Genomic DNA, 23,330 nt, shown 5'->3' with positions numbered 1-23,330 from the left:
GGAGGTGGTGGGTTCTGGTGGGGGTGTGGGTTCGGAGTTGGAGCGGGTGTTGGCGGGGGTGTGGGGTGAGGTTTTGGGGGTTGAGGGGGTAGGGGTGGGGGATAATTTCTTTGAGTTGGGTGGGGATTCTATTCAGGCGATGTTGATTGCCGCCCGGGCCGCCCGACACGGCATCAAAATTACCCAGGATTTGATGTTCAAACACGAGACGGTCGCCCGAATCGTCGAAGCACTTGAGGACCGCCACGGGGAGGACAGCCAAACCCGCGACGCACTGCCTTCGACCGACACCGAACGCGGTGCGCGCCCATTGGCTCCCATGCAGGAGGGAATGCTTTTCCATTCCCTCCTCGAAACGGACGAGGGCGCCTACATCCAGCAGATGGTGTGGGTGCTTCCGGAAACGGCGGACTGGGACCGGCTTCGAAAGGCATGGGACGGCGTCATAGCCCGGCACGACATCCTGCGCACCGGCTTCCGCTGGGCGGACGGCGGCGGCATGACCCAGTGGGTGTCCGCCGGGACCGGCATCCCCTCGACCACAGTGGACTGGATCTCGACCTCCCACGCGGCCGTGGCCGAAAGCCTGACGGACTTCCTCCGGGACGACCGGACCCGTGGGTTCGTCCTGGACCGTCCGCCCCTGATGAGGCTGACCAGGATCGACCTGGCCGACAGTGCCCTGCTCGTGTGGACGCACCACCACGCGATCCTCGACGGGTGGAGTATCCCGATCCTGCTCACCGAGATCGACGACGAGTACCGCCGGCAGGAGCACGCAACCGCCGGCCCTGCGGCGCCGCCACAGTTCGGTGTGTTTCTCGACTGGCTCGCGACCAGGGACGTCGAAGCCGGCAGGGGGTTCTGGCGGTCGCGGCTGGACGGGTTCGTGGGCGCCCGGTCACTGGGCGCGATCGACGTGCGACCCGCCACCGCACAGCCCGCCACTCGCCACGCGGCACAGCGGGTGCCCGAGGAGACGGACGCGAAGCTCCGCGCCCTCGCCGGTCAGGCCCGGGTCACCCTCAACACGGTTGTCCAGGGCGCCTGGGCCGTCATGCTCGCCCGTTGGGACGCCAAGCCGGAGGCGGTTTTCGGCGCGGTGGTCTCCGGCCGGCCCGAAGGCCTCCCGGACGCGCAACAACTGGTCGGCCTGTGCATGAACACCGTGCCCGTGCGGATCCCGGTGCCGGGCCAGGCGACCATCGGCTCGTGGCTCCGCCGGATCCAGGACGCCCGGCTGGCGGGCCAGGAGCACGAATGGATGTCCCTCACCGACATCCAACGGATCGTCGGGGCCAACCGGGAACACCCGCTCTTCGCCACCACCCTGGTGTACGAGAACTTCCCCGACGCGGCCGCGGTCGGCCGAAGTGGACTGTTCGGCTCGCCGATCCGCACCGACCAGCACACGGCGAACGGCGCCACGCTCGTCGTCCTGCCCGATCCGGTGCTCCAACTCCGGCTCGGCGTGGCCAACACGGCACTGACGGAACACGATCTCGCCGAGGTCCTCGCCGAGTTCGTCGGGCTGCTGAAGCGGATGGCAACCCACGACGTGGACGATGAGGTCGCCAGCCTGCACGTGCTCGACGACAAGGCCACATCGGCCGTGCTCGCGCACAGCACGGGAGCGGTCGTGCACCGCGAACACCTGCCCGTGCCCGAGTGGTTCGCGCGTCAGGCCTGTACCACGCCCGACGCGGTGGCGCTCATCTATGACGGCGCCCGGCTGACCTACCGGGAACTGGACGAACGGTCCAACCGGCTTGCGAACCACCTGATCGGCCTCGGCGTGCGGCGGGGCACGGCAGTCGGGGTGTGCCTGCTGCGTGGCTTCGACCTCGTGGCCGCCCTGCTGGGTGTGCTCAAGGCCGGCGCCCACTACGTCCCGCTGGAGCCGGGACACCCCCGGAAACGTTCGGACTACGTGCTGCGGGACGCGAACGTGCGAGCCATGGTGACCAGTCGTCGGATCGTGGACACCCTGCCCGAGTTCCACGGCACTGTCGTCCTGCTGGACGGCGAGGACGACCCACTGGGTACGGTCAGCAGCGACAACCCCGGTGTTCCTGTCCGTGCCAACGAGCTCGCGTATGTCATCTACACGTCCGGCTCCACGGGCAAACCCAAGGGTGTGATGATCCAACACGGCCCGCTGGCCAACTTCGTCTCCTGGTGCCTGGCGGGCTACGCCGGAGATCGCCCGGGAGGCACGGCGATGTTCTCCTCCATCGCGTTCGATGCCGTGGTGCCCAACCTCTACCCGCCACTGGTGTCCGGACGGTCGGTGACCCTGCTCCCGGAGCCGCTGGACGGCGACGCCCTCGGTGACCTGTTGCACGCCGGAGCGCCGTACAGCTTCCTCAAGCTCACCCCGTCCCACTTCGGCGTCCTGGCCCACCAGCTCGGCCGGGATCGCGCCCGTGGCCTCGCCCACCTGCTGGTCGTCGGCGCCGAGGCGTTCCCCGGTTCGACGCTCAACGAGTGGCGCGCGCTCGACGCGGACGTCACCATCCTCAACGAGTACGGCCCGACGGAGGCCACGGTCGCCAACTCGACCTACGTCACGGGCGTGTCCACGGACGCCGACCTGCTCCCGATCGGGGTGCCGATCCCCAACACCACGATGTACGTCCTGGACGACGATCTGCGCCTGTGCCCGCCCGGTGTCATCGGCGAGATCTACATCGGCGGCACATGTGTCGCCCTTGGCTACAACGGTCTTGCCGGCCGTACGGCCGAGAGTTTCGTCCCCGACCCGTTCGGTCGGACACCGGGAGCGCGGCTGTACCGGACGGGTGACCTCGGCCGGCTGCTGCCGGACGGCAACTTCGACTTCCGTGGCCGGATCGACGACCAGGTCAAGGTCCGCGGCTACCGGATCGAGCTCGCCGAGATCGAAGGCGCCCTGGTCAGCCACGACGGTGTCGAAGGCGCGTTCGTTCGGGTGATGTCCTTCCCTTCGGGGCCACGCATCGTCGCCTACGTCGCCGGGCCGGCCGACGGTCTGCCCGACGCGGCCGATCTTCGCGCGTTCCTCGCCGACCTGCTGCCGACGTACATGCACCCGGCGCACTTCGTTCCGCTCGACCAGATTCCGCTGACGCCGCACGGCAAGATCGACCGCGGCGCCCTGCCCGCGCCCGTCGTGGCAGCCGGCCGGGTCGAGGCGGCTGAACCGAGGACACCGCTCGAAGAGGTCGTCGCCGACGTGTGGGCTCGGGTGCTTGGGCTGGACCACGTCGGGCTGGACGACAACTTCTTCGAGCTCGGCGGCGACTCGATCCTGAGCATCCGGATCGTGGCACTGCTGGTGTCCGAGGGTGTCCAGACAGACCTACGGTCGCTGTTCAACGGCCCCACGGTTCGCCAGATGGCCCGTACGGCCCACGCGATTTCCACGCCGCGGCCGCTCCAGCGCCGGGAAGCGTCCGGCGAAGTGCCCCTCACCCCGGTACAGCGGTGGTTCTTCGACCAGGACTTCGCCAACCCGCACCACTACAACCAATGGACGTCGGTCAGCCTCCGGCGCCGGGACAAAGAGGCGGTGCTGGCCGGTCTGAAGGCGGTGGTCAAGGAGCACGACACGTTCCGGCTACGGTTCCACCTGTCGGACGACGGCACCTACCGGCAGCGCTACGAGGAGTCCGACGTCGAAGACGACGAGTGGCTCCAGGACGTCGATCTCTCCAGGCGCACGCCGGGGCTCGCCGACCTGTCCGGCATCGCCAACAAGCTGCAGCGTGGGCTTGACCTGCACTACGGGCCAATGCTCCGGGCGGCGTTCGTCGACCTCGGCAAGCCCGACGACGTGCGACTGATCATCGTCGCCCATCACCTGGTGGTGGATGGTGTGTCCTGGCGCATCCTCATCGAGGATCTGGAAACCGCCGCCTCGGCGACGGCGGCCGGTCGGCCGCCGGTGTGGGGTCCGCGGACCTCGCCCTTCGGCCAGTGGGCGCACCGGTTGGTCGAACTCGGTGCAACGGCGCGACTACACGCGCAGGAAGAGCACTGGCTGGCCCAGTTCGACGGTTTCGAGCCGCTGTTCGCGTCGTCCGGCGGGAACCTCGCCGGGGACGCGCGGTCCCACATCGGCGCGCTGGACCAGGTTCGGACCGCGTCGCTGCTGCGGGACCTGCCGCGCCGGTTCGGGGTGCGGATCAACGGAGTTCTGCTCACCGCGTTGGCCGACGCGGTCCGGACCGTCCTGGGCCGCGAGACGTTCGTCCTCAACCTGGAGGGCCACGGGCGGGAACCGCTTTTCGACGACGTGGATCTCACTCGCACCGTAGGGTGGTTCACGTCGATCTTCCCGGTCCGGCTCAGTGCCGGGCTCGGCGGTCTCGCCGAGGCACTGCCGCGGATCGACGGGTTGGTGCGTTCGATCCCCGCCAACGGCGTCGGCTACGGGGTGTTGCGGTACCTGGCCGAGGGCGGCTCCGCGCTGGCGCGGGATGTCGACGTCTGCTTCAACTATCTCGGCCAGTTCGACGGTTCGTCCCAGCGGGAAGGGATGCTGTCGACCACCCATGACGTGGTGAGCGGCTCTGTCGATCGGGGAAACCGGCGGGCACACCGGCTGGAGATCGTCTCCTCGGTGTCCGAAGGGAAGTTGACGACCCGGTGGACCTTCGACCCGGACGCGGTCGCCCCGGCACAGGTGGCCGAGCTGGCGGACGCCTACCAGGCGGCGCTGTGTGCGCTTGTCGCCCTCGGCAAGGAGGAGCGGTGACGGCGCGCTACGTGCTTCGGCCGGAAGTACCTCCGCACGGCGCAGTGGTGTACGTGGCCGGCGTCGGCGGACGGACGAACGTTGTGCGGAACTGGCGTTCGTCTGGCTGGCACGTGTCGGCCGCGGTCTGGACGCGACCCACCGAACCGGGGTCGGTGCGGATGCGCGGCCGCAAACTCGCCGAAACGTTGTGCGGGCATCAGGTCAGTCAGGTCGTCCTACTCGGGCACAGCTTGGGCGCGCTCATCGCCTACGAAGCGGCTGCCCACGCACCGGAACTGGTAAGCAGCCTGGTACTGGCCGCGCAGTACCCGCCGCACGCCATGAACCGGTGCAGCCAGCGTGACCTGGAGCGGACCTCCGTACTGGCCGATCTGACGGCGTCCGTCCCGGCGGAGCTGGCCCAGTCGGCCGAGTTCCTCGCCCTGATGCGCGACGTGTGGAAGAAGGAGTACCGGATGATCGAGGAGTACGAGGCGAGCGAACCGACGACGGTGCCGATGGCGGTCGTCGGCGCCGCCGAGGACTCCTCGTCGTGCGACGAGGGGATCCTCCGGGAATGGGACCGGTACACGACAGGCGAAGTGACCACGCGGGTCGTTCCCGGCGAGCACACCTTCGTCGAACTTCTTTCCGCGGCGGGAGTACGGGACCTGCTGCGGGAGTGCTGCTCGTGACCGCGGCGCCCAACGACCGTGCGGACAACAGGGTCCTGTGGATGCTGTGGCGCAACGCCTTTCGGCTGGCGCCGGGAAACACGGCGTTCCTCGGGCTGCTGGTGGTCGTCGGCGGGGCGGCGCAGGTGATGACCCTGCTGCCCAGCGCGCACATCGTCCAGCTCATCGACGACCGAACCGCCGAGACGGCGCTGAGCTGGGAGCAGCTGTTCCCGTCGATCGCCGGGATGTGCCTGCTGATCCTGACGGCGGCCGTGGCCCGGGCGCTCGTGTACACGTACAGCTGGCGGCTGGGGCGGAAGTTCAACGGCGACACCCGGGCCCGGGTCATGCACGCGGTCAGCGGACCCCCTGACCTGGTGGACGTGGAGAACCCGGCCGCCAGGACCCGGCTGAACACCGCACTGGGAGTGGGACCGAGCCGCTACAACCCGGGTGGCGCGCTGGTCCGGACCGCCACCCGGGGCCTTTTCTCCGTGCAGACCCTCACCGGCGTCGTCACGCTGTCCTTTGTGGATATCTGGGTCGGCCTGGTGGTCGCGGTGACCATCCTGGTGTGCCGGCGCATGTTCGCCAGGAGCATCGCGGCATACGCCCTTGAGCTGATCGCACACGCCGGCGAGTTCCAGCGGGTGGACTATCTGCGCGACCTGGTCTGGCGACCGTCCTCGGCCAGGGAACTGCGGATCTTCGACATGTGGAGCTGGCTGCGCCAGGAGGTTCTCGCCGCCTGGCGCGGAGTGGAGGATCGGCATCGGTACCACCGCGGGTCCGTCCGGCCGATGGTGCTGTTCTCGGCCGCCGTGTTCATGGCCGGTTTCGGCGCGGCCTTCGCCCTGGCCTTCGTCGGCTGGTCGCGGGGCGGCCTGACCACGCAGTCGGGCGTGCTGGTCGCCCAGGTGATGATCCTGCTGGCGATCGGGCTGAGCCGCACCGTGGTGGACGCCGACCAGAGCGTCGAACTCGGTGCCCGCGCGGTGCCTACGGCCGAGGAGCTGATCCGCTCGGCGGAACGGGCTCGGCAGGCCGTCGACCGTGCCGGGCAGGTACCGGTGGCGCCGGTCGGCATCCGGCTGGTCGACCTGTCCTTCAGCTACCCGTGGAACAACGGCGCGGACCGGGTCGTCCGGAACGTCACGCTGGACATCGGCCCAGGGCAGCACGTGGCCATCGTCGGACCCAACGGCGCCGGCAAGTCAACCCTGCTGAAGATCGTCTGCGGGTTCTACCCGGCCGGCCGGGGGACCCTCGGCCTCGGCGGGATGGACAGCACGGATATCGACCGGTTCGCCTGGCAGCGCGGCATCGCCGCCGTCCACCAGGACTTCGTCCAGTACCCGCGGTCGCTGCTGTTCAACGTCGCCACCGAACGCGACGCCGACATCGACCTGGTGGACGAGTGCCTGGCCGACGTGGGCCTCGCCGGCCTGGCCGACACCCTTCCCGACGGCCGCGAAACGATGCTGGGCATCAAGTCCTCCCTGTCAGGCGGCCAATGGCAGCGCGTCGCGATCGCGCGTGCGTTGTACAAGCTGCGCAAGGGCGGGAGGCTGCTGGTCCTGGACGAGCCCACAGCGAACCTCGACCCCACGTCCGAACTGGCACTGTCGAACGTGATCAGGCAACGGGCCACGAACACCACCACCTTGTTGGTGAGCCACCGGCTGTCCCTGGTCCGTGCGGCCGACCGGATTCTCGTCATGGACAACGGCCGAATCGTGGAGTCGGGATCGCATGACGACCTGATCGCGACCCCCAGGCTGTACGCGGCCATGTTCCACACACAGGCCGCCGGGTGGGTGCACCAGTGACCACATCCGTCTCCCGCACCCAGCCCCGTTCCCTGGTCGAGGTCCTCACGCTGCTGTTCCGCACCGACCGTGGCCTGGCGATCCGCGCTGCGGTCAGCGGCCTGGTCAGCGGGGCGGTGCTGGCCCCGCTCGGATTCGCCGCACGCGGCACGGTCAACGCCCTCGCTTACCCGGACTCGGGCGGCACCTGGGTGGCGCCGGCCGTGTGGGTCGTCGCGGGCGTCGCCGTTCTGATGTCCGCGACATGGCTCAACTACGGCGCGGTGAGCGCGCTGAGCGTCCTGCTCGGGCGTGATCTCGATGTGGTCCTGCTGGACGCGGAGCGGCGTCGAAGGCTGATGAACCACCTCGACTCCGAGGAGGTGCAGAAGCTGGCCGCCACTGTGGACGAGCAGCGCGAGAACGTCGCGGGCCTGCCGGCCAGCTGCAACGCCACGCTTACGCTGTCAGCCAGCTGTGTGGCCCTGCTCGTGCTGGCCCTGTCGGTCTCGGTGTCCTTGCTGCCCCTGTTCCTTGGCCTCGCAGTCGTGGCCTGGGGTGCGTCGATGGCACAGCGACGGGTCGACAAGGTCACGATCCGAACCGCGGCGAGCACTCGGATCACCCGGTCCCTGTTCGCGTTGCTGACTGGGGCCGGAGCGGCGAAGGACATCCGCACCGACGGCGCCGCCGACCTCCTGGTCGAGGACTACCGGCAGGTGTGGGACGACCAGGACCGCGAACTGCACCGGGCAAGGCGCGCCGGCGCGCTGATCGTAGGGGCGGCGCAATTGGTGCTGGTCTGCCTGTTCGGCGTCACGCTGACCTTCACCCTCACCAGGCCGGGCCTGGACGCGGGCACGGCCGTGCTCGCCTTCGTGCTGGCGGTTCAGGCCACTGCGATCGGCGGCACCGCGTATCCGGTGCTCGCGGTGCTGGGCCACGGCATGGGCGTCTACCGGCAGTTCCAGGCCCTGGTCTCGGTCTCCACCGGGCAGCCGGACCGGGTGACGGATCAGGCCGAGCCGTCGGAACAGTCCGCCGCGGTGGTTTCGCTGCACGATGTGACCGTTCGGTATCCGTCGGCCGCGGTCCCGGCTCTCGACAACGTCTCACTGAGGGTCGACGCCGGCAGCCTGGTCGCGATCGTCGGCGAGAACGGCTCGGGCAAGACCACCCTGGCCGGGGTGTTGCTCGGTCTGCGCTGGCCGGACCACGGGCGGGTGGAACCGCTCGACGACCTCCGGGTGTCCGCCGTGTTCCAGGACTTCGCCCGGCTCGAAACGACCGTCGGCGAAGGCGTTCGGTTCGGCGACGCCGCGGCGTCCGACGAGCGGGTGTGTGCCGCGCTGGCCGCGGTCGGCGCGGGCGACTGGGTGCGGACGCTGCCCGACGGGCTGGCCACCGCCGTCGGCAACTCCTCCCGGCCCGGCCTGGAGCTGTCCGGTGGGCAGTGGCAACGGCTCGCCTTGGGCCGCGGGACGATCTGCGAGAGCCGGCTGATCGTGCTGGACGAGGCGATGAGCGCCCTCGACGCGCACGCCGAGCAGCGACTGGTCGAGACCCAGCTGAGCGAGGCCCGCCGGCACACCGGCACCGGGCGGACCGCCGTCGTGATGATCACCCAACGGATGTCCGCGGCGCGGTTGGCCGACGTCATCCACGTGCTGTCCGACGGCCGGATCGTTGAGTCGGGCACGCACGACGAACTACTGGCCAAAGGTGGCCTGTACGCTCAGATGTTCACGACCCAGGCCAGCGGATACCGCTGAGGCACCTCGGGTGCGACTCGCCGTCAGACAACGTCCGCGAGCAGCGCGTCGGCCGGGGCACCGGTGATCCAGTCCAGCATGTCGGCGAACTCCGCGGCCATCCGCTGTACCTGCGTGGCCGTGAAGCGTTCGCCTTGGTATGACATGACCACCCAGGGATCGCTGGCGGCGGCGGACACGGTGACGGCCATGCCGAACTTGGTCTCCGCGTCGAGGAGAGACGTCGCCAGGTACTCCAGTTCGCAGTCGCCTAACCGCACCCGGCTCGCGAGTGTCGTCGTGCCGAGCACCACCTCGCGGTACGGGGTGTGCCCGAGCTGCCGGGCCGGTCGCAACGCGCCGACGACCGCCTCGAACGGAACCTGTTGGTGGTCAAGCGCTCCCAGCACCTGCTCACGCATCGCGTCCACCAGGTTGGCCCGGGTCGTCGTGGCGTCACAGCGCGACCTCAACACCACTGCGTTCGTACAAGGCCCCACGACGTCCTCAAAGACCTCGCGGGTACGGTTGGCCACCTGGCAGCCGAAGGTCACGTCGGACAAGCCGCTCCACTTGTGTACCAACGCCGCCAGTGTCGACGCCAGCACCATGAACCATGACACGCCGTGCTGCCGGCGCAGGCCGGGTAGCCGGTCCGGCAGATCCGCGCCGAGTGCGACCCTCACCGCGCCGTCCCGTTCGGCCCGGTCAGGCGGCTGGAACGACAGATGATCAGGCGCACCGCGCAGGCGCCGCACCCAGAAGGCAAGGGCTGCACGCCCTTCCTCGGTTTCCTGCCAGTCGTCCTGCATGCGTACGAACTCGCGGTACTGAAGTCCAGCGGAGGCCATCGCACTGTCACTGAAGAGCGCATCGAGGTCGCGTAGCAACACATCCATCGAGTAGCCGTCAGACACGAGATGGTGCGTGCACAGCAGGAGGATCTGGCCGGCCGGCCCGAGGTCGACCAGTCCGGGTCGCAACAGCCGGCCTGAGCCGAGGTCGAACGGACGTCGGGCGACCCTGCGCACCCACGCCTGCCAGGCCGCGTCCTGCTGGTCCGCTGCCAGCGTCGCGAAGTCGGCACGCTCCACCTGGGCGGTCCACGGTTCGCCGATCCGCTGCCACAGTTGGCCGTCATGCTCGACGAACCCGGTCCGCAGGATCTCGTGCTTCTCGATCAGCGCCGTCACGGCATCGCGAAGTCGGTGCGCCTGAATTCTGCCTGTGCGTACTCGCCAGACCAGCGGCATCGCGTAGCCGTGCCGGGTGGGCGCCAGCTGCTCGGCCAGCCACATGCTGCGCTGGAGACTGGACGCCTCGACCAGCATGTCGGACGAACCGCCATCGATGCGGAGCGGCGGGATCATTGGGCGACGACGCCCTGGTGCGCGGGGAAGAGGAGCACGGGCAGCGCGTCCAGGCTCCGCACGCTGTGGCGACTGCTCCAGCGTGGCTGGGCCGTCAGCGCGAATTCAGGAGCGGTACGCAGCAGAACCGTGAAGAAGGCCGCGGCCTCGGCCCGGGCCAAAGGCGCGCCAACGCAGAAGTGGACGCCGTACCCGAAGGCGACGTGCCGGGAGACGTCACGGCGGAGGTCGAAGGTGTCGGGGTCCGGGAAACGTCGTTCGTCGTGGTTGGCCGCCCCCAGCATGACGACCACGAGATCGCCCCGGTGGATCCGCTGGCCGCCCAGGGTCATGTCGGCCGTTGCGACGCGGGGCACCTGCAACACCGATGTGTCGTATCGAAGCAGCTCTTCGATGGCGGCCGCCATGGTCTCGGCGGAGGCGCCGGCCAGTTCCGCCCGCAGCCCCGGACGTTCGGCCAGGGCGAGCACACCCAGGCCGATCAGGTTGGAGGTGGACTCCAGGCCCGCGTACAGAAGCAGCGAGATCGTGCTGACGAGATCATCGACCGATGCCGGCTCACCGCTGACGGGGTTGGTGAGTTCGTACACCAGGGATCCTGCCGGCGCGTCGGGCAGTTGGTCGCGCACCACCGCGCTGATCTCCCGGACCGCCGCCGCGGTCTCGTTCGCGGCGTCCGTGCGAGCGGCATTCGCCAGGTACTTGGCGAACACCGCGCCCCAGCGCGGCAGTTCGGCGGCCACGTCCTGACCCATGCCGAGCAGGTGGGCGATCACACTCGCCGACAGCGGGGTGGCGAGATCCGCCATCACGTCCACCGGGCCACCGGCGGCGATGGCGGCGGCCAACAACTCGGCCGCCCGGCGCTCGACAAACGGGGTCAGGTCCGCGATCGCGCGTCGCGTGAACGCGTGGATCACACTTTTGCGGAGCTGGGGGTGTTCTGGGGCGTCGACGAGGACGAACCATCGGGAGAACACCGAGCGGACGTAGCGCGCGTTGGCCGCGTCCTTGCCGTGCAGGTCGGCGCGGTGGTCGAGCCACGCGGAGGACAGGTGGGGATGGTGGAGCGCGTCGACGACCGCCGAGTACGACGTCACCAGCCAGGCGGAGAGGTGTTCGTCGTAGTGGACGGGGGTATCCCGCTGAATTTCGCGGTAGTGCGGGTACGGGTAGTCCCAGTAGCTCTTCCGTGCGGCGGTTCGACCCTGCTCCGTCATCCACGATCGCCTTTCTCCGCGAGGGCCCCCAGCCGGGCGGAAAGATCCCGCATGTCCTCGGCCTCGAACACGTGACGCAACGACGCGCGGTGCCCGATCACCTGTTCCATTCGGCCGACCAGCTTGGCGGCGAGGATCGAGTGGCCGCCGAGGTCGAAGAAATTGTCGGTCATCTTTATTTCGCTGACCCCGAGCAATGACTTGGCCGTCGCGAGCAACACGCTTTCCACCTCGTCCGCGCGACTTGGCGCAGGTCCTGGCATCGCATGCACCTCATCTCACGATAGACCTCGAACCCGATCCTTCCCCAGGGTTTGATGAGCCATCATCACGTCGTTCGAGACCGGCTGTCAATGTTCGTCCGTGCCCGATCCGGTCGGCATGTTCCACGGATATTCACAATTCGGGCCGCTGTTCGACATCGGCTCGTCGTGCTTGCCGGACGGCTGCGGCCATGGGTACTCTCGGCGTGCGAATGATCGATTGGCACGTTGCCTGATGGGCCGTCGCGCAACGCCTGATCTCCTCGCGTTCGAATATGTTCTGAACGGAACAAAAACCAATTGGGCGGAGATCTATGGATGGGCCCATTCGTTATCACGATTCGGTCGCGGTCGTACACGCGGAATCCGACCTGGCGGTGAACGGGATCGGCGAGCGAACAGTGCCCAAACAGGACAGTCAGCGCTTCGTCGCGTCCGCGATTCGAATGCACGCGGCGGCGCAGCCGGACGCGCCCGCGATCGTTGTCGACGGCGGCACGGTGACCTATCGTCAGTTGTACGACCGCGCCTGCCGTATGGCCGTAGGTTTCGCCGACCTGGTCCCGCGCGCGGACGACGTGGTCGCTGTGTACTTGCCGCGGGGCGACGCGCAGGTGACCGCTGCCGTGGCCGCCATCGTGCTTGGCCGGCCGTACCTCCTGATCGACGTCGAGCAGCCCTCCCGGCGGGCGCGCGACATCCTGACGGATTCCTCCGCTTGTGTCGTGGTGACGGACGAGGAGCAGGTCGCTCGACTGTCCAGTGTGGACATACCCGTCGTCCTCGCCGACAGGTCGACAGCTGACGTGAGCGGGCCGCCGAAGGTGACGGTCGGCGGCGAACTCGCGTATCTCTGCTACACCTCGGGCTCCAGCGGCTCACCGAAGGGCGTGCGGGTCACGCACCACGGCCTGGCGAACCTCGTCGCCTGGTACACGCAGCACTACCAGGTCACTCCGGCCGACCGGATGACGCAGCTCGCGTCGCCCTCATTCGACGCCTGGGTGCTGGAGGTATGGCCCTGCCTGGCCAACGGAGCGGCCCTGTACGTCGCGGCCGCCGAGATTTGCCGCTCGCCGCGACGACTCCGCGACTGGCTGCTGGACAACGAGATCACAGTCTGCTTCCTCCCGACACCGCTGGCCGTGGCGGTGCTGGCCGAACCGTGGCCGTGCCCGGCCGACGGTGGACCAGCGCTGCGCGCGATGCTGACCGGCGGGGACCGGCTGGCCCGGCCACCGGCCGAAAAGCCGCCGTTCCGGCTGTTCAACAACTACGGCCCCACGGAATGTACGGTCGTCGCCACCTGCGCCGAAGTGCTGGACTTCGGTTCGGCCGAGCCGCCACCGATCGGCCGGCCGATCCCGTCGGTGCGCGCGTACGTCCTCGACCCGGGCAGCCAGCCGTGTCCCGTCAGTGAGGCCGGTGAACTCTGCTTGGGCGGCCCGGCGGTGGCCGCGGGGTACGTCGACGCGAGCGTGCCCGGCTTCGTGCCCGATCCGCACACCGACATGCCGGACGGCCTGATGTACCGGACCGGCGACCTGGTGCACCGGAACGCAGCCGGTGACCTGCACTTCGTGGGCCGCGTCGACAACCAGATAAAGGTCAACGGCGTCCGGATCGAACCCGGCGAGGTGGAGAGTGTCCTGCTGCGCCATCCGGACGTCCAGGCCGCCGCCGTGGTGCTGCACCGAACTCCGGACAACGCCGACCACCTGGTCGCCTACGTGGTCACGAGCCAGCGCGTCGACGAACACGCCCTACGCGGTCACATGGCCTCGTACCTGCCGAAGCTGATGACACCGCACGTCATCGTGTTCGTCGACGCGCTTTCGGTCACCTCACACGGAAAGCTTGACCGCGCTGAGTTGTCGCGGCGCCCGCTGCCGTCGGAGGCCGACGGCGAGCCGGCCGACACGGTGGAGGCGAGGCTACGTGCCCTGTGGGGCGACGTGTTGCGCGTCGCCACCATCGAGCGCACCGACGACTTCTTCGCCCTTGGCGGCGACTCGCTGCGAGTGCTGCGGTTCATCAACAAGGCCCGGCGAGTGGGCATCGAGCTTGTTCCCGAGGACCTGTACACGCATCCGGTGCTCAGCGATCTCGCGCGACACGTGGACCGCGGCCAGGCAGCGAAAGGGGCGGAGAATGACGGCTAAGAAGCGCGTCACCATCATCGAGCTGTCCGTCTACGAGAACACGGTCCCGCTCGTCGCCGGCTACCTACAGGCCTACGCGCAGCAGGATCCACTGGTCCGCGACGCGTTCGAGTTCGACATCTTCTCGGCGAGCCTGTCGATCGACCAACGGGAGCTTGTGGAGACGCTACGCAGCCGCGGCAGCGACACCTACGCCTTCAGTTGCTACATCTGGAACATGGGGCTGATCACCCGGGTCCTCCCCGAGCTGATGGCCGTGTGCCCGGATGCCTACTACGTCCTGGGTGGACCTCAGGTGATCAACCACTTCCTTGAGTACGCCCCGGTCGGTGAGCCCAAGGTGGTGGTGTGCCACGGCGAGGGGGAGCACACGTTCTACGAGCTGCTGCGCCAACTGCGCGCACCGGAGCCCGACCTGTCGCAGGTGTCAGGTATCAGCTACTGGTCGGCCGACGGCCAGCCGGTCGAGACGGACAAGCGGCCCCGGATCGGCCAACTGGACGACATTCCGTCGCCGTTCGGCGCGGGCATCTTCGACGACGGCGAGTACACGTTCACGGTGCTGGAGACCAACCGCGGCTGCCCGTTCAGCTGCGGCTTCTGCTTCTGGGGCGCCGCCACACAGTCCAAGGTGTACAAGTTCGACGAGGACCGGGTGAAGGCCGACATCGACTGGATCGCCGAGCACGGCGTGGCGAGTGTCTTCATCGCGGACGCCAACTGGGGACACGCACCGCGGGACGTGGAACTCAGCCGACACATCGTCGCGGCCAAGCAGGAACACGGCTTCCCCACGTCGATGGTGATCGCCGCGGCGAAGAACCGCCCGGAACGGGTTGCCGAGATCACCGAGATCCTGGTTCGGGGCGGCCTGGTCACGAGTCAGCCCATCTCGTTGCAGACGGTGAACCCGACCGCGCTGAAGATGATCGACCGCGCGAACATCCGGGAGACGACGTACACCGACCTACAGCGGTCACTTCGGGAACGCGACATCAGTTCGTTCGTCGAGATGATCTGGCCGCTGCCCGGCGAGACACTCGACTCGTTCAAGGCGGGTATCGCGAAGCTGTGCCGGCTTGGCGCGGACACGTTGACGATCTACCCCCAGCTTCTGTTGCACAACACCGCGCTCTACAACCAGAAAGAGGTGATGGGGCTCGAGGTCGAGCGCGCTTCGGCGCCCGAGGCGGAGGCGGACGTCGTGGTCGCGACGAAGTGGGTCACCCGTGAGGAGTGTGTCGAAGGCACATGGTGCTACTACGCGATGCACAGCCTGTACAACGCGCGGGGGCTGTACCACCTGTCGGCCTATCTCGATCGGACCGGTGTGATCCCGTACGAGCAGTTCTTCACCGACGCGTCGTTCTTCCTACGGGACGCGGAGAACCCGGTGAGCCGGTTCTTCGCGGAGTCGGTCGACACCGCGGACAACTACAGCCTGCTCAACGTGGGCAAGGTGGCTCACATGCTGTTGCAGTCGCGGCGGGCGGAGTTCGACGAGCTCCTGCTGGGCTTCTGCCAGGAGCAGGAATGGTGGTCACTGCCGTACGTGCCGCTGCTGCTGGATCTTGACCTGCTGGCGCGACCGTATGTCTACCGGGAGAACATCAGGGCGCCTGGTTGTCCGTTGTCCCGCGTCAAGCTGGAGCACCTCGGCGCCACCGAGTTCGAGGTCTCGATGGCCGACGACGACTGGCGGTTCCTGGTCGACCAGGGCATCGTCGCCAGCGCCGGGGAGCGGCTGCGGATCACGCACCCGCAGGACGGCAAGATGCCCCATCCACGGCAACGCGACATGGAGCACAACGCCGCCTACTGCCATGTGATGATCCAGCGCTTGCGGCAACTGCTGCCCGTCATCCGCCCGGTGGACCACACCACGACCGGCGATGGCCGCCGGCTCGACCCTGTCGGGCAGCGGCAATGGTGACCCGCGCGATCTTCGAGTCCGAGCACGAGCTCTTCCGCGCCTCGGCCAGGTCCTTCGTGGCCCGCGAGATCCTCCCTCGGCTGGCCGACTGGGAGGAGGCCGGCGTGGTGGACCGTGACCTGTGGCGCCGTGCCGGCAAGGTGGGCCTGCTTGGCATGCACGTGGACAAGGAGTACGGCGGCGGGGGAGTCGACGACTACCGGTTCCAGGTGGTGTGGAACGAGGAGCTCGCGTACGCGGGCGCCCTCAGCCCGGCGTTCAACCTGCACAGTGAGGTCGTGGGCGGCTTTCTGGACAGGCTCAGCACCCCTGAGCAGAAAAGCAGGTGGCTGCCCGACTTCTGCACCGGCGAGTGTGTGGGCACGATCGCCATCACCGAGCCGGAGGCTGGCAGTGACGTCTCGGCCATCCGGACCACGGCCCGGCGCGACGGTGACTGCTACCTCCTCAATGGACAGAAGGCGTTCGTGACGCACGGCAGCGTGGCCGACTACATCCTGGTGCTGGCCCGCCTGGGTGCCGACGATGACCGGCCGGCCGGCGGACCGGCCTCGGCGGTTCTGCTGCTGGTGCGGCCGACCATGGCCGGGGTGGTCATTGGCCGGAGGGAGGCCAAGATCGGAGTCCGGTCGCTCGACACGGTGGAGGTCTTTTTGCGTGATGTCCGGGTGCCGGTCGGCCATCGGCTCGGCGAGGAAGGCCTTGGCTTCCTCTACCTGCTCGACAACCTGCCCAGGGAACGGCTGTCGATCTCGGTGTCGGCGCTCGCGCTGGCGGAACGCGTCTTCGCCGAGACCGTGGCGCACACCCGTGGCCGGCGGGCGTTCGGCGGATCACTGGTCGACCTGCAGCACGTCCGGTTCACGCTGGCGGAGATGTCCACCGAACTCACTGTGGCACGCGCCTTCACCGACCAGTGCATCATGCGGCACAACGACGGTGCTCTGTCCACAGAGGATGCGTCGATGGCGAAATGGTGGAACACCGAGCTGTGCGGCCGCGTCACCGACCGGTGCCTGCAACTGCACGGCGCACAGGGCTACTCGAGGGACTCGGTGATCGGCCGTGCCTACGTCGACAGTCGCGTGCAGCGGATCTACGGGGGGAGCACCGAGGTCATGAAGGAAATCATCGGACAGTCCATCTAGGAGCCGCACCATGTTGATCATCGACGCGGAGACGGTGCGCACGCTCTACACCATGGACCGCGCCATCGCGGCCATGCGACTGGCCTTCGTCCGCCTGGCCGAGGGCCAGGTGACCCAGCCGCCCCGGCTGATGGCCGCGCTGAGCCGGCAGAACACCCTCGCCCTGATGCCGGCCGAGGTCATCGGCGAGTCGCTCGGCGTCAAGCTGGTCACGATCTTTCCCGGCAACGTGGCGGCCCAACGGTCACCGCACAGTCTGCTCGTGACCATGTTCGACGCCAACGACGGGCGGTTGACGTCCATCATCGACGGCGCCGAACTGACCGCGATCCGGACGGCCGCCACCTCCGCCGTCGCCACCGACCTGCTCGCCCGACCGGACAGTACGACGCTGGCCGTCCTCGGTGCCGGCGTCCAGGCTCGCGCGCACCTGCGTGCCATGGCGGCGGTCAGGCCGATCGCGACAGCGAGGGTCTGGAGCCGTCGGCCGGAGCGTGCCGCCGAGGTGGCCACCTGGGCCGCCGCGGAACTCGACCTGGACTGCCGGCCGGCTCCTGACCCCGCGACGGCCATGGCCGGCGCGGACATCCTGTGCACGGCGACGGCGTCCAGTGAGCCGATCGTCACTGCCGCCATGCTCGGGCCAGGCATCCACATCAACGCGGTGGGTGCGTCCTTCCCGAGCCACCGCGAGCTGTCCGGTGCCGCGGTCGCCGCGGCAAGCGTGTTCGTGGACTCCCACGAGGCGGCCCGGCGGGAAGCCGGCGACCTGGTGCTCGCCGCGGCGGACGGGAACTTCGACCTCGACCGGATCCGTGGCGAACTCGGTGACCTGTTGCTCGACCGCTGCGCCGGCCGCCGGTCGGACCTGGAGATCACCCTCTTCAAGTCGGTTGGCGCGGCGATCCAGGACGTGCAGTCGGGCGCCGCTGTCGAAGCGCTGGCCCGCAGCGCGGGGGCGGCCGTGGTCGAGATCCCCATTGGCGCCTGAACTGGGAGGAGCGGCAGTGAGACGTCTGTCAACCCACCTCTACGAGCTGGCGCCGGCGCCCGGCCCGGCAGCGCCTACCGCGATCCAGTGCCCGTTCGCGGGAGGCGACTTCAACTCACTGCGGGAGTACCGGGAGCTGCTGCCCGGCTACCGCCACATCGCGGTGCTCTACCCGGGACGTGGGTTCCGGTTCGCTGACAGCCAGGCCGCCTCCATCGGTCAGCTCGCCACCGCGGTCGTCGAGGAGTACCTGTCGCTTTCCGCCAGCGGACCCGGTCCACTGCTGATCGGTCACAGCATGGGCGGCTACGTCGCGATGGAGACGGTGGCCCGCCTGGAATCGGCCGGCGTCACGTGTGCCGGGCTGATCGTCTCGTCGTCCCTGCCCCCCGGCGCCGTCGTGGACACCGGCAACCCGCTGGGGATCCTCAACGGCGACCGGCCGCTGGCCGAGGTGCCGGACGACGTGCTGTTGGAGGCACTGATCGCAGGCGGGGCCGTGCCGGCGGAGATCGCGGACGAGCCCGAGCTGTTGGACATGATGCTTCCGCTCGTACGCCACGACTGCACCCTGGGCGCGCGGTACACCGCGGCCGGCCCGTCGGCCACGGTCTCCTGCCCACTGGTCGCGTTCGGCGGCCAGGACGACACGGCGGTGCCACCGGAAAGCCTCGCCGGCTGGTCCCGGTTCACCACCGGCCGGTTCTCGACCTGGCTCTGGCCCGGTGACCACTTCTGGTTCCGTCGCCCGCAGTCCGGGCTCGAAGCCGCGGTGCGGAACGCGCTGGGGACCGTGTCCGTCGACGGTCTGGTCCACGAACAGGTGCGCGCACAGCCGGAATCGGTCGCCGTCGTCGACAAAGGTATCCGATACACGTATGCCGAACTGTGGGAGAGCTCCGGCCGGATCGCCGGTCATCTGCGGGCCCGTGGGGTCGGCGAGGCTGACGTCGTCGGTGTCCTGGTCGATCGAGGCGTCCACGCGATCGCGGCGATGCTGGGTGTGGCCCGAACGGGTGCCATGTACCTGCCACTGAGCCAGGACGACCCCGAGCAGCGGCGGACGCTGATCCTGCGCGACGCGGCACCAGCGGTGCTGCTGGTCGACGACGGCCCGCTGGGCCAGCACGGCGGCGGTGTGGCTGAGCTGTCCCTGGGGGCGTTGGTCGATGACGCCTCGGCACCTGTGCCACCACACTGCCTTACCCGCGGCGACACCGCGCTGTACGTCATGTACACGTCTGGTTCCACCGGTGTGCCCAAGGGCGTGATCATCGAGCACGGCGGTGTGGTGAACCTGGTGACGGAACCGCGGCTGGAACTCACTGCCGAGCGGGTGGTGGCGCACTGCGCGAGCGACGCGTTCGACGTGTCGACATTCGAGATCTGGGGCGCGCTCTGCACCGGCGGCACGTGTGTCGTGCTGAACACCCGTGACCTGCTTGAGGTCGACGTACTCCGGGACGCGATCGTCACCTACGGCATCGACACCCTGTTCGTGACCACGGCCGTGTTGAACTTCCTCGCCGAGGAGAACCTGGTGGAGCTCCGGCGGCTGCGTTCGTTGGTCTTCGGCGGCGAACGCGCCAGTTCGCGACACGTACGGCTGATGCTCGACCTGTTCGAAGGAGCGGGCACTCGGCTGGTGCACGCCTACGGACCGACCGAGAACACGATGATGTCCACGCTCATCGAACTGGACGCGGACAACTGCGCCCAGGCGCCCATCGGCACCATGTTGCACAACATGCGGGGGATCCTGCTGTCCGACTCCGGTGCCATCGTGTCGGGTGACGGACGTGGCGAACTCTGCGTCGCCGGTCCGGGGCTGGCCCGTGGGTACTTGAACCGGCCGGAGCTGACGGCCGAGCGGTTCGTCATGCTGGATCTGCCGTCCGGGCCGGAGCGGGTGTACCGCACCGGCGACGAGTGCGAACGAACCTCGGGTGTCCTGCGGTTCCTCGGCCGCCGTGACGGCATGGTCAAGCTGCGCAGCCACCGGATCGAACTGGGTGAGGTGGAGGCGGCGTTGTGCGCGTACCCCGACGTCCTGGAGGCCGTGGTCATCCTGGACGAGAACGCGGACGACCCACAGCTGATGGCGTACCTGCGGACCACCGCACCCGTCGATTCGGCTGAGCTACGCGGATTCCTGCTGGACCGGCTGCCCAGGTACATGATCCCGGCGACAGTCCACAACGTGACCGAGTTTCCCCTCGGTGCGACCGGCAAAGTCGACCGGAACGCCCTCGCCACGCTCGTGGGAGGTGACGGTCATGCCTGAACGGAACGCGCGCGGAGCCACGATGCATGGATTGGTCGCCGAGCAGGCGGCGGCGCGTCCTGACGCCATAGCGGTGCGGGACGCCGGTGGCGAGTTGACCTACCGGGAACTGCACACCGCCGCGGGCAGAGTGGCAGCTCTGCTTGCCGCACGGGGACTTCGCTCCGGTCAGCTGGTTCTGGTGAGTGCCCCGCGCTCGCTGTCGCTGGCTGTCGTGCTGTTGGGTGTGCTCACGGCGGGTGGGGCCTACATCGCGGCCGACCACCGCTGGCCGCCGGTAAGGCTCAGGCAGGTGGCGCGGCACGCGAGCATGACCCTGGTGGTCGGCGCGGCCGCCGGCGCGGACCTGCCCGACGCGCTGTGCCTACCGGATTGCGTCGAGGAGTTGGGCACCGGACAGCCGCCGATGGCCTCAGCGCCGCGGGTGAGCGGCGACGACCCGTTCTGCGTCATCTTCACCTCCGGCAGCACCGGCGAGCCCAAAGGAGTGCTCACTCTGCACGGCGGCACGGCCCTTCGGCTCCATGACGTCGACTACGCCCGGCTCGACCAGGACACCGTCACGTTGCAGAATTCGCCGTTGCCCTGGGACGGGTTCACCCTGGAAATGTGGGCGCCGCTGGTGAACGGCGGGCGCGTGCTGATGCACGACGGCAGCCCGATCACTCCCCGGACGCTGCGGCAGGCACGTGACCAGGGTGTCAACACGATGTTCCTGACCGGCTCGTTGTTCAGCAGCATCGTCCAGGACGACATCGGCGCCCTCGGCGGGTTCCGGCAGTTGTTCACCGGAGCCGAGCGCACGTCCGTACGCGGTGTCCGGGACTTTCTGCTGGCATACCCGGGAAACAGGCTGCTGCACATCTACGGGCCCGCCGAAACCACCCTGTACGCCACGACCTTGCAGCTGACCCTGGACCAGATCGACGGCCTGGACGACGTCCCGCTGGGCCTCTCGATGCCGGAAACGACCGTCACGGTACGCGACACGTCCTTGGCCACCCTGCCCGACGGAGAGGTCGGCGAGATCTGCGTGGGCGGCGCGGGACTGGCAGCCGGGTACGTGGGAGACCAGGAACTCACGGCCGCGCGTTTCGTCCATGTCGACGGCCAACGTCTCTACCGCACGGGCGATCTCGGCTGGATCGACGGCGACCACCGGCTGCGTTTCGTCGGCCGGATGGACAGGCAGGTCAAGCTGCGCGGCAACCGGCTGGAGCTGCCGGAGGTGGAGGCCGCCATGCACCGTGAACCCGCGGTGGTGGAGGCGCACGCGGTGCTCCAGACCTCGGCGGCCGGGACAGCGAGCCTGGTGGGGCACTACACCACCGTGGACGGGACGGAACGATCCGCCGCCGTACGCGCCCGTTGTGTCGCGGCCCTGCCGGCGTACGCGGTGCCCACCGAACTGCGCCATCACGTCCGGCTTCCGGTCAACGCCAACGGCAAGGTGGACCTGAGCGCGCTGGCCGACCTGCCCGCACCAGCGGGCCTGCTGGTGCGGGACCCGGTACTCGGCCGGTTGCAGCGCCTGGTGGCCGAGGTGTCCGGCCGGGTCCCGGACGTGCGGGAGAACCTGGTCGAGTCCGGGTTGGACAGTCTGACGGCGATGCGGGTCGCCTTCCGGGTCTCGCGGGACTTCGCCGTGGCGTTCACTGTGTCCGACCTGTACACGGCAGGATCGCTCGCCGCAACAGCGGACCGGCTGTCAACGCTGGCGCCATTGTCGGTCGGCGCGCGACCCGTGGCCGACCTGAAGCCCACGTACTTCGACTGGTGGCTGCGGGAGCAGTTGCTCCCCGGTGACCCGGCCGCGCTCGCCCCGAGCGTGTACCGCATCACCAGCGGACGACCATCGACAACAGCGCTGGCGGACGCGGTTCGGGATCTGGCCGACCGGCACGATCTACTACGGGCCCGCATGGAGCAGACCCCGGACGGCCCCCGCCTCACGTTTCTACCGCAGGCCAGTGTCTGTCCACTACAGACCGACGACGAGCCGGTCGACCTCGGATCCGGCCTCCCGCCACACTGGCTGGCACCGTTCAACCTGGAGCGGGCGCCGGCCTGGCGGGTCTGCTTCGGCCGCGAACCGGCCGGAACGGCCGTGGTCGCCCTGGTCCCGCACCACTGGCTGGTGGACGGCTGGTCGGAGAGCCTGCTGGTGACCGACCTCGGGTTGGCCTGGCGGGCCCGTGCGGACGGCCGGGAACCGGTGTGGCCCGGTCCGGTCGTCGAAGCCGGTGACGAGTATCCGGCACAGACACGCGCCAGGTCCGAACTGGAGACACGGAAATTCTGGACCGACCGGCTCGCTGGCGTCGAGCGACTCCCGCTGGCCGCGCCAACCGTGCCAGCCGGGATCTCACCGTCCGTCGTCGGCAGGTGGTGCTCGCGGTTCGTGGACTCGAGTGCACGGCCGGAACTTGCTGGTGGGCCGGTCGCGGAGGCCGTGCAGGCGAGGATCCTGGCCGCGTGGGGTGCCGCGCTCGCCGTGATGTCCTGTCGGGGACGGTACGTGGTCGGGGTGGCCTACGCGGCTCGTGACCAGGTGAGTGCGGCCGCGATCGGCAGTCATGTGGAGCTGATTCCCGTTCCGGTCGCCGCCGTGACTGACGCGAGCCGCAACGCCGCGGAGATCGCCGAGACCTGGCGGTCAGCGCTGGAGCACAGGTCGCTGCCTTTGCCGGAGATGCTGGCCGGCATGTCACGGGACCATCGTCACCGGGCACTGCAGACCGTCTTCGCGCTCCAGACGAACCCACGGCCGGAGCTGGACCTCGGTCCGGAGTGGACGACCGAGCCGGTCGACCTGCCGACGGCCGCGCCACTCTACCCGCTGGCGCTGGAGGTCTGGCTGGACGCGGACGGTGCCGTCACCGTCCGGCTGGAGTGGGACAGCCGTTGCCTGGACGAGACCTGGGCGGAAGCGATCCGCAAGCACCTGGCCGCCGCCATGCCCAGGGTGGGTTTCCGGGAAGTCCGCAGTGGGTCGTAGGCAGA

At 68.9% G+C, this 23,330-nt stretch carries 13 protein-coding genes; 10 read left to right on the top strand and 3 right to left on the bottom strand.

The genetic code is table 11. The features are described from left to right. The first annotated feature begins 4 nt into the window (after window positions 1-4). Genes EV192_RS18210 through EV192_RS18195 form a run of 4 tightly spaced genes read left to right on the top strand, consistent with a single transcriptional unit; the run spans window position 5 to window position 8,977 of the window. Window positions 5-4,738, top strand: a complete 4,734-nt coding sequence (locus tag EV192_RS18210; protein ID WP_341770869.1) for an amino acid adenylation domain-containing protein — start codon at window positions 5-7, stop codon at window positions 4,736-4,738. Beyond that, a complete protein-coding gene (locus EV192_RS18205) occupies window positions 4,735-5,415 on the top strand; it encodes an alpha/beta fold hydrolase (protein ID WP_132116699.1) in 681 nt (226 codons plus the stop codon). The genes EV192_RS18210 and EV192_RS18205 overlap by 4 nt, the downstream gene beginning before the upstream one ends. Further along, window positions 5,412-7,226 carry an ABC transporter ATP-binding protein gene (locus EV192_RS18200; protein WP_165960447.1) on the top strand — a complete coding sequence of 605 codons (1,815 nt, stop codon included), beginning with the start codon at window positions 5,412-5,414 and terminating at the stop codon, window positions 7,224-7,226. Before EV192_RS18205 ends, EV192_RS18200 begins: the two co-directional genes overlap by 4 nt. Continuing rightward, a complete protein-coding gene (locus EV192_RS18195; RefSeq protein ID WP_132116695.1) occupies window positions 7,223-8,977 on the top strand; it encodes an ATP-binding cassette domain-containing protein in 1,755 nt (584 codons plus the stop codon). Before EV192_RS18200 ends, EV192_RS18195 begins: the two co-directional genes overlap by 4 nt. A gap of 23 nt (window positions 8,978-9,000) precedes the next feature. Here the strand turns inward: EV192_RS18195 and EV192_RS18190 are convergent, their stop codons facing one another. The 3 genes from EV192_RS18190 to EV192_RS18180 are packed head-to-tail and all read right to left on the bottom strand — an operon-like array spanning window position 9,001 to window position 11,809. Continuing rightward, a complete protein-coding gene (locus EV192_RS18190; RefSeq protein ID WP_132116693.1) occupies window positions 9,001-10,326 on the bottom strand; it encodes a condensation domain-containing protein in 1,326 nt (441 codons plus the stop codon). Then, window positions 10,323-11,546 carry a cytochrome P450 gene (locus tag EV192_RS18185; RefSeq protein ID WP_132116691.1) on the bottom strand — a complete coding sequence of 408 codons (1,224 nt, stop codon included), beginning with the start codon at window positions 11,544-11,546 and terminating at the stop codon, window positions 10,323-10,325. Before EV192_RS18185 ends, EV192_RS18190 begins: the two co-directional genes overlap by 4 nt. Beyond that, window positions 11,543-11,809, bottom strand: coding sequence for a phosphopantetheine-binding protein (locus EV192_RS18180; RefSeq protein ID WP_132116689.1), 267 nt, complete (start codon window positions 11,807-11,809; stop codon window positions 11,543-11,545). Before EV192_RS18180 ends, EV192_RS18185 begins: the two co-directional genes overlap by 4 nt. 314 nt (window positions 11,810-12,123) lie before the next feature. Between EV192_RS18180 and EV192_RS18175 the strand changes: the two genes are divergently transcribed. The 6 genes from EV192_RS18175 to EV192_RS18150 are packed head-to-tail and all read left to right on the top strand — an operon-like array spanning window position 12,124 to window position 23,325. After that, entirely contained in the window at window positions 12,124-13,971 is a 1,848-nt protein-coding gene (locus tag EV192_RS18175) for a non-ribosomal peptide synthetase (RefSeq protein WP_132116687.1), read from the top strand. Further along, window positions 13,961-15,904 carry a B12-binding domain-containing radical SAM protein gene (locus EV192_RS18170; protein ID WP_132116685.1) on the top strand — a complete coding sequence of 648 codons (1,944 nt, stop codon included), beginning with the start codon at window positions 13,961-13,963 and terminating at the stop codon, window positions 15,902-15,904. Before EV192_RS18175 ends, EV192_RS18170 begins: the two co-directional genes overlap by 11 nt. Then, window positions 15,898-17,052, top strand: coding sequence for an acyl-CoA dehydrogenase family protein (locus EV192_RS18165; protein WP_243726906.1), 1,155 nt, complete (start codon window positions 15,898-15,900; stop codon window positions 17,050-17,052). Before EV192_RS18170 ends, EV192_RS18165 begins: the two co-directional genes overlap by 7 nt. A 10-nt stretch (window positions 17,053-17,062) precedes the next feature. After that, complete coding sequence (locus EV192_RS18160) at window positions 17,063-18,043, top strand: ornithine cyclodeaminase family protein (RefSeq protein ID WP_132116683.1); 981 nt, start codon at window positions 17,063-17,065, stop codon at window positions 18,041-18,043. A 16-nt stretch (window positions 18,044-18,059) separates the two neighbouring features. Next, window positions 18,060-20,327, top strand: a complete 2,268-nt coding sequence (locus tag EV192_RS18155; RefSeq protein ID WP_165960446.1) for an amino acid adenylation domain-containing protein — start codon at window positions 18,060-18,062, stop codon at window positions 20,325-20,327. Continuing rightward, the gene (locus tag EV192_RS18150) at window positions 20,320-23,325 is read left to right on the top strand and encodes an AMP-binding protein (protein WP_132116679.1); all 3,006 of its coding nucleotides are present in this window, start codon (window positions 20,320-20,322) and stop codon (window positions 23,323-23,325) included. Before EV192_RS18155 ends, EV192_RS18150 begins: the two co-directional genes overlap by 8 nt. Window positions 23,326-23,330: the final 5 nt, after the last annotated feature.

Source organism: Actinocrispum wychmicini, assembly GCF_004345645.1.
Classification (GTDB): Bacteria; Actinomycetota; Actinomycetes; order Mycobacteriales; family Pseudonocardiaceae; genus Kibdelosporangium; species Kibdelosporangium wychmicini.
Note: the sequence above shows the minus strand (reverse complement) of the source record. Positions and strands in the feature narration are given on the sequence as shown.

Excerpts from the sequence above, each read along its gene's own strand:
- EV192_RS18160 (WP_132116683.1), top strand. The coding sequence starts at position 17,063 with ATGTTGATCATCGACGCGGAGACGGTGCGCACGCTCTACACCATGGAC.
- EV192_RS18175 (WP_132116687.1), top strand. The coding sequence starts at position 12,124 with ATGGATGGGCCCATTCGTTATCACGATTCGGTCGCGGTCGTACACGCG.
- EV192_RS18165 (WP_243726906.1), top strand. The coding sequence starts at position 15,898 with ATGGTGACCCGCGCGATCTTCGAGTCCGAGCACGAGCTCTTCCGCGCC.
- EV192_RS18150 (WP_132116679.1), top strand. The coding sequence starts at position 20,320 with ATGCCTGAACGGAACGCGCGCGGAGCCACGATGCATGGATTGGTCGCC.
- EV192_RS18170 (WP_132116685.1), top strand. The coding sequence starts at position 13,961 with ATGACGGCTAAGAAGCGCGTCACCATCATCGAGCTGTCCGTCTACGAG.
- EV192_RS18190 (WP_132116693.1), bottom strand. The coding sequence starts at position 10,326 with ATGATCCCGCCGCTCCGCATCGATGGCGGTTCGTCCGACATGCTGGTC.
- EV192_RS18180 (WP_132116689.1), bottom strand. The coding sequence starts at position 11,809 with ATGCCAGGACCTGCGCCAAGTCGCGCGGACGAGGTGGAAAGCGTGTTG.
- EV192_RS18185 (WP_132116691.1), bottom strand. The coding sequence starts at position 11,546 with ATGACGGAGCAGGGTCGAACCGCCGCACGGAAGAGCTACTGGGACTAC.